This is a genomic window from Pseudomonas sp. GM18, assembly GCF_000282195.1.
In the GTDB taxonomy this organism is placed as follows: domain Bacteria; phylum Pseudomonadota; class Gammaproteobacteria; order Pseudomonadales; family Pseudomonadaceae; genus Aquipseudomonas.
Genome location: NZ_AKJT01000086.1, coordinates 1 through 9702 on the forward strand (window position 1 = coordinate 1; position 9702 = coordinate 9702).

The following is a 9702-nucleotide window of genomic DNA, read 5'->3' on the forward strand; positions in this document are numbered from 1 at the left end:
ACGCCCCCAGCCGTACCGGCTGGCCGAGTTTCTGGGCGCCCCTGGACCACGCGGTGGCTACCCGTCAGGACCGCTCTTTCGGCGTGCTGCGCGAAGAGGTGCACTGTCGTCGTTGCGGCGGTCATCTGGGGCATGTCTTCGAGGACGGGCCAAAGCCCACCGGTCTGCGCTACTGCATGAACGGCTTGGCGCTGACCTTCAAGCCACAGGCGTAATTCATGGGCACTTCCTTTCACTCACTTCATGCAGGTCGACGTTATGTGGCTTCTGGTCCTCGCTTATCTCGGTGGTGTGCTGACAATTGTCAGCCCGTGCATTCTGCCGGTATTGCCCTTTGTCTTCGCTCGCACCGGGCAGCCGTTTATGAAAAGTGGCTTGCCGTTGCTGGCGGGGATGGCGCTGACCTTCGCGCTCGTCGCCTCGTTGGCGGCGGTGGGCGGCGGTTGGGTGGTGCAAGTCAATCAGTACGGTCGCTGGCTCGCGTTGCTGTTCGTTGCACTGTTCGGGTTGACGCTGTTGCTGCCGCGGCTGGCCGAACGCCTGACGCGTCCATTGGTGGCGGCCGGCGGTCGGCTGTCGGAAGCCGCTGGCGCCGATGCCCGGCCGCGTCCCGGCGCTTCATTCCTGATCGGCGTCGCCACGGGCCTGCTCTGGGCACCCTGCGCCGGGCCGATTCTGGGTTTGCTGCTGACCGGGGCGGCGCTGCAAGGGGCAAGCATCGCGACCACCCTGTTGCTACTGGCTTACGCGGCCGGTGCCGCCACATCTCTCGCCGCGGCACTGTTGCTGGGCGGTAAAGTCTTCGCCGCGATGAAGCGCTCGATAGGTGCTGGCGAGTGGCTACGTCGTGGCCTGGGCGCCGCGATGCTGGTCGGTGTGGTGGCGATTGCCCTGGGGCTGGACACCGGGATTCTGGCGCGGGTTTCGACAGCGTCCACCGGCGGTATCGAACAGGCTCTGGTCAACCGGTTGGCCAGTAAGACTCCAGCCAACAGCGGAGCGATGATGGCGCAGATTCCACGGGCCGGCGATCAACCCGCCGGCAGCATGATGGCCGCTGGCGAAGCCATGAAAATGACCGCGAAGACGCCGGACGCGCTGCCGATTGAAGGCAACCTTCCATCGCTGGACGGCGCTGTGCAATGGCTCAATTCGCCCCCACTCACAGCCCAGGCGTTGAAGGGCAAGGTCGTGCTGGTGGACTTCTGGACTTACTCCTGCATCAACTGCCTGCGTACCCTGCCGTATGTGAAGGCCTGGGCCGAGAAGTATCGCGATCAGGGCCTGGTGGTTATCGGTGTCCATGCGCCCGAGTTTGCCTTCGAGCGGGATGTAGGCAATGTCACCAACGCGATGAAGGACCTGGGCATCACCTACCCGGTGGCAATCGATAACGACTACAAGATCTGGCGTGCTTTCAACAATCAATACTGGCCGGCTCACTACTTTGCCGATGCTCAGGGACGCATTCGTTATCACCACTTCGGTGAAGGCAACTACGCCGAATCGGAGCGAGTGATTCAGCAACTGCTGCGTGAGGCAGGCGCCGCGAAAGTCGCGGACGGGCTGATCAATGCCAATGCCCAGGGTGTTCAACTCGCCCCGGACATGAATGAAGTGCAATCGCCCGAAACTTATGTCGGCTACCGGCGGGCGGAGCATTTCGTTGCTAAAACCGGCCTGGTTCCGGATAAGGCGACTGCCTATAGCCCACCCTCACAACTGGCTCTCAATGACTGGAGCCTGGGCGGCCAATGGACTGTCGGTCCGGAGCGTGCCGTCTCAGGTGCCCCCGGCAGTCGCATCGTCTATCGCTTTCACGCTCGCGACCTGCACTTGGTGTTGGGCCCCGGAGTTGACGGCAAACCGGTGCGTTTCAAAGTGTCGATTGACGGCAAGCCTCCAGGCGATGCCCACGGTATCGACGTCGCGCCTGATGGCAGCGGCAGCGTCACCGAGCAGCGGTTGTATCAACTGGTACGCCAGACCGCAGGCGTAAAGGACCGGACCTTCAGTATCGAGTTTCTCGATCCGGGCGTGTCGGCGTATGCGTTTACGTTTGGTTGATAGCCCCCATTCATTCAGGAGACAGCCCATGAAAACCCCATTCAACTGGCGTCGCACATTTCTGGGTTTGGCCGCCGCCAGCGTTATCGGTCAGTGCTCTGCATTCTCTTTCGCAGGCGCCGAAGAGGCGGTCTTCATCCCGGCGCCGACGCTCGACGAAACTACCCAGGCGCACAGCGAAACGGCGGTTTTTGCCGGCGGTTGCTTCTGGGGCGTCCAAGGCGTGTTTCAGCATGTCAAAGGGGTGAAGAATGCGGTTTCCGGTTATGCCGGTGGCGCAGCCAATACCGCTCAATACGAGCGGGTCAGCGAGGGGAACACCGGCCATGCGGAGGCCGTCGAAGTGACCTTCGATCCCGCTCAGGTCAGTTACGGCTCCCTGTTGCAGATCTATTTTTCGGTGGCCCACAACCCCACTGAACTCAACCGCCAGGGCCCGGACCGAGGCACTCAGTACCGGTCGGCGCTATTCCCGAAAAGCACCGAACAGCAACGCGTCGCCCAGGCCTACATCACCCAGCTCGACGCTGCCCATTCGTTCAACAAACCGATTGTCACCAAGCTGGAAAGCTACAACGGTTTCTATCCGGCGGAGGAGGAGCATCAGGACTTCCTGACCGAGCACCCGACGTACCCCTACATCGTGATCAATGACCTGCCGAAAGTGTCGCAGTTGAAGCAACTGTATCCGGATCGGTATCAGGAAAAACCAGTGTTGGTGAAAGCGGGCATGTAGGCAGGCGGCGGGCAGGACGGAGTCGCCTCAACCCGAAATCAGATTCTTGCCCGCGATCTTCGACCGATACAGCGCCTGATCGGCCCGGGCCAGCAACCCGGTCTGTTGTTCTTCTTCAAAGCGTTGCACCACGCCAAAACTCATGGTCACTTGATAGTCCCCGACCGGCAGCAGGCTCGTCAGGCCATGACGGATTCTTTCAGCGAGTGACCTGGCGTCGGCCAACAAGGTATTGGGCAGGATCAGGATGAATTCGTCACCGCCCCAGCGCGCCAACAGATCGCCTTTGCGCACGCAGTACTTCACACTCTCGATCACTTGCACCAACGCTGCATCTCCCAATGCGTGACCGTAGTGGTCGTTGATGTTTTTGAAGTCATCGAGGTCCATGGCGATCAGCGACAGGGGTTCGCGAAAGCGTTGGGCGCGGTCGCATTCCTTGGGCAGGGCTTTCTCCAGTCGATAGCGATTGGCGATGCCGGTCAGCACATCGGTTTCTGCCAAATTGCGATTTTCTTCGAGTTGAATCTGTAACTGCTGATTGACCCGGGACAACTCTCGAGTGCGTTCTTCGACGATGGCTTCCAGGGATTGATTACGCCGCTCCATTTCTTCGAACAGGCGTTTCTTGTCTTCGATGCTGCGGTGCGCACCGACCATTCGCGCCACCGAGCCGTCGGCATTACGTGCCAGCACGTAGCCGCGATCTTCGATCCAGGTGTAAGTGCCATCGCTCATGCGGCAGCGATACTCAGCCTGATAACCAGGAGCGCGCTGATCCAGGTAGTCATCAAACAACGCCATGACCCGTGAATAATCGTCGGGGTGGATCACGTTTTCCCAGGTCAACACGCTGTTATCCAGGGAGTGGGGCGAATAGCCGAGCATCTCGTACCACCCAGGGTTGCGGTAGACGAACCCGGTGTTGGCGTTCCAGTCCCAGATGCCATCGCTGACCAGTTCCAGAATGGTGTGCAGCATGTCTTCGTTAAAATCTGACAGATCGAACTTCAACGGCTCGATTTTCGATGCCTCACCCATCATCGGTCTCCCTGCCGTCCTGATATCAACGTGACTCGTCAGTCGGGAGATTAGTTCATGGCGTATTGCTGCGGCTAGTGCTTACCCCACCACTGCAGTGCAAAGTCGACGAAGCTGCGCAATTTCGGCAAACGGTAGCGGTCTTGGGCGTACACCAGGTTCATCGGCCGACTTGGCAGTTGGTAGTCCTGCATCAAGGCCACCAGTTTTCCGTCCCGAAGGTCTTGCTCCACCAGCGCATCGGGCACCATCACGATGCCCATGCCGGTTCGCGCCGCTTGATGCAGCCCCGCAGAGCTGTTGATCAACATCGGCCCGCTGACCGCCACCATGACTTCGCCTTCGGGCCCCTTCAGGCGCCATTGCTTGGCGGCCGAATGCCAGTCATCTCCGGCCGGGTAGGCGAAGGCCAGGCAGTCATGGTGCTGCAGGTCGGCGGGTTTTTCCGGTGTACCTCGACGCTCCAGATATTCCTTCGATGCGCACAAGGTCATCGTGTAGTCGATGAGCGGGCGAGAAATCATGTTGGACAATTCGGTAGTGCCCAGACGAATCGCTATGTCGAAACCGTTGTCGAGCAAGTCCAGGCGCTGGTTGGTCAAAACGACGTCGAGTTTGACTTGCGGACAGCGCAGGGTGAATTCGCTCAGGGCCGGCGCGAGCCGTTCGGTGCCGAAGGTCAGCGGTGCGGTGATGCGCAGAGTGCCGCTCGGCTCATCGAGGGTTTGTTCGGCCAGGCGTTCGGAATCAGCCACCAGCCCCAGCACTTCGAGACACCGCTGATAGTACGCCGTGCCGAATTCCGTCAAACGCTGACGCCGTGTCGTACGATTAAGCAGGCGCACACCCAATCGTTGCTCCAGAGCCCGCAGGTGATTGCCGACCATGGTCGTGGACATTTCGCACTGCAAAGCGGCGGCGGTCATGCTGCCGGCTTCCACCACTCTTACGTAAACCGTCATTGCCTGAAATAAATCCATTATCAAGCCCAGCTTTAAAATGATTGAAGTGTTGCAATGTTTATCCAGCTCAGGTGGCTAACCATACTGCAAAAACACCGACCATTGATGGAGCTTGATGTCATGACCGCCACCTGCCTGATGAGCACTTACCAACCCTTGGCCCTGAGTTTCAGCAAAGGCCTGGGCACGCGCCTGTGGGATCAGGCCGGTCGTGAATACCTGGACGCGGTGGCGGGTGTGGCGGTGACCAACGTCGGCCATTCCCATCCGCGAATCGTGTCGGCCATCAGCGAACAGGCCGGGTTGCTGTTGCACACCTCCAACCTGTACAGCATCGACTGGCAACAGCAGCTGGCGCAGAAACTGGTTCGGCTGTCGGGTATGGAGCGGGCGTTCTTCAATAATTCCGGTGCCGAAGCCAACGAAACCGCGCTGAAACTGGCGCGGCTTTACGGCTGGCACAAAGGCATCGAGCAGCCGCTGGTAGTGGTCATGGAGAACGCATTCCACGGCCGGACCCTCGGTACCTTGTCGGCCAGCGATGGCCCGGCGGTGCGCCTGGGGTTTAACGAGTTACCGGGGGATTTTATCAAAGTGCCGTTCGGCGACCTCGCCGCCCTGGAGAAGGCGCAGAAAGCCCACGGCCCACGCATTGTGGCGATCCTGATGGAGCCGATTCAGGGTGAAAGTGGTGTGCAAGTGGCACCGTCCGGTTATCTCAAAGCGGTGCGCGAACTCTGCGACCGGCGTGCTTGGTTAATGATGCTCGACGAAATCCAGACCGGCATCGGCCGTACCGGCCAGTGGTTTGCGTTCCAGCACGAAGGCATCATCCCGGACGTCATGACCTTGGCCAAAGGCCTGGGCAACGGAGTGCCCATCGGTGCCTGTCTGGCTCGGGGCAGGGCTGCGGATTTGTTCACACCCGGCAGCCACGGCAGTACGTTCGGCGGCAATCCGCTGGCGTGTCGGGTGGGTTGCACCGTGCTGGAGATCATCGAGGAACAAGGCCTGCTGGAAAACGCCAGACTTCAGGGCGAACGCCTGCTTGCCAGATTGCGCGTCGAACTGGCCGACGACCCGAACATCCTGGCGATCCGCGGCCAGGGCTTGATGATCGGCATCGAACTCGCCCAACCAATCCGCGACCTGACCCTGATCGCTGCGCGGGATCACGGCTTGCTGATCAACGTGACACGGGGCAAGACCATTCGCCTGCTGCCACCGCTGACGATCGATGAGCGGGAAGTGGAGATGATTGTCAGAGGAGTGGGGCGGGCGGTGAAAGCGGCCTGAATGTGCTCAGTAGTGATACCTGCAAAGCACGATGCGCACCTCACCATTCTCGATTGCATAAACCAGACGATGTTCGGAGGTGATTCGGCGTGACCAGAGGCCGCTCAGATTGTGTTTGAGCGGTTCAGGTTTACCCAAACCTTCGAAGGGCTCACGCAGGATCGCCTTGATCAGCAGGTTGATTCGTTTGAGCCCGGCCTTATCGTTTTGCTGAAACCACAAATAGTCGTCCCAGCCTTCAGGAGTGAACTCGATATTCATTCTTCGATAAGTTGCCTGACTTTGGTTTTCCCTGCTCGCAGGTTACCGATTGATTTGATCAGTCGTTCGGCATTGGCTGGAGAACGGAGCAGATAGGCTGTCTCTTCGAGAGCGTTGTACTCCGCCAGAGACATCATCACCACAGGTTCGCCTTTCTGGCGGGTAACCAGCAATGGGGCACGGTCTTCGTTGACCCTATCCATGGTTTCAGCCAGATGTGCACGTGCGGTGGTGTAGTTGATGGTTTGCATGTTGTAGTCCTCGCTCAATGCAAAGAACGTACAGAAATGAGTACATGATGACAAGGCGACACCTACGAGTGGTCATTACGCAGACGACATATCCACGCTTGGGTCAAAGTATCGCTGAAGCTTCTTCAAGACGTTTCTGCGAACGATGTAATCCCATTCTGACAATCTCGCCAGCTAGCCGTGTCCAATGTAGGAGTCCGATTCACACGCCAGAAAACGGCAGGGACGATCAGTCGGTTGGTAGCACCGCACTGACGAAAGCCAAGACTTCAGCCTGATTCACCAGTTGGCGTTTCGAACCGCTAAACCCTTCAAACAAACGCTGATGCGCGGCAAACCCACTGGATCCTTCGCGAGTACGGTAGCTACCGGCCCAGTCGAGTAACGCTATCAGCAACTCTTCCTTCTCGTCCCGCGTCGCTTCTCGCTGGCGAATGTTGTTCACGCAATCTTCGTCCTCCAGACACAGCCAGATCAGTGCAGTGGCCTGCTCCACAAGTTCGCTGACCATCCAGCCGTAAACACCCTCGATAACCCAGCGCTCTTCACTCGCCGCCACCCGCGCCATTCCCAGTGCTTCGTTGCGGGGACGGGCGATGCTGTGTTCATCGGATGCCCAGTGAATCAGGTCGAGATCAATCCAGGGCACTTGCAGGTGCTTAGCCAGTTGTTTAGCCAGCCAACTCTTGCCCGAACCGGAGTTGCCGATGATCAGGGTACGGGTGAGGTTCATGGTGGCCGGGTAATGATTGCTCATGGCAATTCGGTCAAAATCAGTCTGCTGTTTCGGACGTTTCAGGCGCAATCATTCGCGTCTTCGGCGATCCATCCGCATTGAATTGATAAATATCCTGTGGCTGGCCCTTTTCATTGAAGAACACTTGGCCGATCCCTGCCGAGTTCCACAACCGTTCCCCTGCTTCGGCGTGTTCTGGGATGTGCGGAACAATGCGCATGCGTCGGCGTTTGGTCAGCCAGTTAAGGGGCGAGCGAGGCGAGTAGAGCCAACGGTTGAGGCGGTCGAACCATTCGAGCAGGGCGGGTGGGAATTCGTTTTTGATGCCGCTGCTGGTGATCTGCCAGATACGCGGACCGGCCTTGCGGTGTCGGATCAATACTTCATAGACGAAGGAATAGTGCACATCACCGGACAGCACCACGTAGTTACCGGGTGTGCGGGAGTGTCGGAAAATGTTCAGGATCACCTGCGCTGCGCCGCGGTGGGCCATCCAGTTTTCGGCGTCCACAAGCAGTGGATAACCGCACCAACTGAACACTCGCTGTACGGTTTCGATCAATTTGACGCCGAAGATAGGCGCGGGCGAAACGATGATCGCCGAAGGGTGATCAAGCAATTCCTGTTGCAACTCACTGAGCGCTTCCCAGTCGAGCAGGCCCGACGGCTGCTTGAGGTTCATCTCGCTACGCCAGCGCCGGGTGCGAGTGTCGAGCACCACCAGCGCCGGGCGAGTGGGCAGCACGTAATGCCACTGCTGAAAACTCAGCAGCTCATCGATCAATTCGTCCTGGATCTCGCTGTCGAGGTAATGGTCTTGCCCTGCGACGCTTAATAAACGGGTCTTTTCCAGCACGCTGCGAAATGCATCCGGGTTGTTGCCCCAACCCTGACACAACATATAAGCAAGCAACGCGTTGCCGATGATGCGCTTGGAGAACGGATGGTTGTAGGCCGTTTCCTCCCATTGCGCGGAAAGATTCCAGTCATCGGTAATATCGTGGTCGTCGAAAATCATCAGGCATGGCAAATGCGCCATCGCCCGACCGACGCCACCCAACCCCGCCTTGAACCCATCGATGCGCGTCTGCTCCAGGGCATAACGCTTGCGTCGTTCGGGCGTCAGTGTCGGTGGTTGCGGCGCGATCAGCGTCCAGGACGTTGGCGACCACACCAGCAGGTACATGGCGATGACTTCGGCGAAGGTCACCAAATGATTGTCGGCGCTGCTGCTGGTGAAAATCGGCTTACGCACCCCACCGAAAAATCGCTCGCGCAGGGTTTCGTTGCTCTCAAGTACCGGTAACAAATCCGCGCGATGGTAGTAACTGGCAGGATGTTCGTAGAGTTTGGCGCTGTCGCTGACCACCGCACCGTCGAGGTGTTCGTCGAACAACCCCAGGCGTTCGATCAAGGCATGAATCGCCCGCAACATTGGCCCCGCGACATCATCCGCATACACCTGGTCGCCGCTCATCATTAATAGCGCGGGGCGCTTGCAAGCATCCGGCTCGGACGCAAGCAGCCGGTCGACGCACAGCAAGCCATCGGCCGCTGGATGATGAGGTTTACGGCAGGAGCCGTGCAGCAGGTGATCGATCCGCGAGCGCAACACGAAATTCGGGCAACGCGCTTCGCCATAGAGTAGATGAGGTGCCCACTCGGCGATGCCTGCCTGAGCGCCATTCGCCTCGGTAATCAGCAGGTCGTACTCGATCAACGTGTTGCAGGGCAGGGCAGTGTTTAGTGGTACATCTATTAAATGAACAAAGGCATGAGTGCCGACGGGAATGATCGTGCATCGATCCGCACTGAGGTGGATATCAATGCCTTGCAGGCGCAGTGTCAGCGCAAGCGCACGCGATCCCACCAGCCACAGCACCAGCCGCGTAGGTTCCAGGCGCCGCAATAGCGGGCCGACGAGGACGGGTGGCAGTGATTGATGAGCGTCAGTTAGTGGCAAAGGCATGGACATCCAGTTCAAGACTCTTGGCGCGCAGAGAGGCGCGCGATCATAGCGCAGCTAGCGAGGAGGACTGGGCTTGTCGATGACTAAAGCCAGTAAAGCCCGGACTCGCCCTAAGGCACGGGGCGATAAGGAAAAATATTACAGCAGGTTGTTGACCGCTAAATAAAATGCTGTATTATTCGCCTCCCGCTAACGAGCATCTTGGATGTTCGCTTGGTGGCAAGTAGTTGAATTTCTTGAAGAAAATAAGAAATTTAAATGCTTGACAGCAACAGGGGCTGCTGTAGAATGCGCGCCTCGGTTGAGACGAAAGCTCTTAACCAACCGCTCTTTAACAACTGAATCAAGCAATTCGTGTGGGTGCTTGTGGAGTCAGACTGATA

At 58.5% G+C, this 9702-nt stretch carries 10 protein-coding genes; 4 read left to right on the forward strand and 6 right to left on the reverse strand.

What is annotated here, in order from left to right; genetic code table 11:
- From PMI21_RS07115 to msrA, 3 genes are all read left to right on the forward strand, one after another.
- Positions 1 to 215 (forward strand): peptide-methionine (R)-S-oxide reductase (locus tag PMI21_RS07115; protein ID WP_007940435.1); only part of this gene is annotated, 215 nt, incomplete at its 5' end.
- A gap of 43 nt (positions 216 to 258) precedes the next feature.
- Positions 259 to 2067: a cytochrome c biogenesis protein DipZ gene (locus PMI21_RS07110; protein ID WP_007940437.1), complete on the forward strand. Its 1809-nt coding sequence runs from the start codon at positions 259 to 261 to the stop codon at positions 2065 to 2067.
- Positions 2068 to 2095: 28 nt separating this feature from the next.
- Positions 2096 to 2803: a peptide-methionine (S)-S-oxide reductase MsrA gene (gene msrA / locus PMI21_RS07105; protein WP_007940438.1), complete on the forward strand. Its 708-nt coding sequence runs from the start codon at positions 2096 to 2098 to the stop codon at positions 2801 to 2803.
- Between the two features lie 27 nt (positions 2804 to 2830).
- On the opposite strand, the gene PMI21_RS07100 is transcribed toward msrA, so the two are convergent.
- Together PMI21_RS07100 and PMI21_RS07095 are read right to left on the reverse strand one after the other, a co-directional pair.
- Positions 2831 to 3844, reverse strand: a complete 1014-nt coding sequence (locus PMI21_RS07100) for a sensor domain-containing diguanylate cyclase (protein WP_007940439.1) — start codon at positions 3842 to 3844, stop codon at positions 2831 to 2833.
- Positions 3845 to 3918: 74 nt separating this feature from the next.
- On the reverse strand, positions 3919 to 4824 hold the full coding sequence (locus PMI21_RS07095; protein WP_007940440.1) for a LysR family transcriptional regulator: 906 nt from the start codon (positions 4822 to 4824) through the stop codon (positions 3919 to 3921).
- A gap of 102 nt (positions 4825 to 4926) precedes the next feature.
- On the opposite strand from PMI21_RS07095, the gene PMI21_RS07090 reads away from it, so the two are divergent.
- Positions 4927 to 6102 (forward strand): aspartate aminotransferase family protein, encoded by a 1176-nt coding sequence (locus PMI21_RS07090; RefSeq protein ID WP_007940441.1) that lies wholly within the window; start codon positions 4927 to 4929, stop codon positions 6100 to 6102.
- 6 nt (positions 6103 to 6108) lie between these two features.
- Here the strand turns inward: PMI21_RS07090 and PMI21_RS07085 are convergent, their stop codons facing one another.
- The 4 genes from PMI21_RS07085 to PMI21_RS07070 form a co-directional block, all read right to left on the reverse strand.
- Positions 6109 to 6363 carry a Txe/YoeB family addiction module toxin gene (locus tag PMI21_RS07085; RefSeq protein WP_007940443.1) on the reverse strand — a complete coding sequence of 85 codons (255 nt, stop codon included), beginning with the start codon at positions 6361 to 6363 and terminating at the stop codon, positions 6109 to 6111.
- The gene (locus PMI21_RS07080; protein WP_007940444.1) at positions 6360 to 6614 is read right to left on the reverse strand and encodes a type II toxin-antitoxin system prevent-host-death family antitoxin; all 255 of its coding nucleotides are present in this window, start codon (positions 6612 to 6614) and stop codon (positions 6360 to 6362) included. Before PMI21_RS07080 ends, PMI21_RS07085 begins: the two co-directional genes overlap by 4 nt.
- A gap of 229 nt (positions 6615 to 6843) precedes the next feature.
- A complete protein-coding gene (locus PMI21_RS07075) occupies positions 6844 to 7371 on the reverse strand; it encodes a shikimate kinase (protein WP_007940445.1) in 528 nt (175 codons plus the stop codon).
- Between the two features lie 16 nt (positions 7372 to 7387).
- Positions 7388 to 9325: an alkaline phosphatase D family protein gene (locus PMI21_RS07070; protein ID WP_033064160.1), complete on the reverse strand. Its 1938-nt coding sequence runs from the start codon at positions 9323 to 9325 to the stop codon at positions 7388 to 7390.
- Positions 9326 to 9702: the final 377 nt, after the last annotated feature.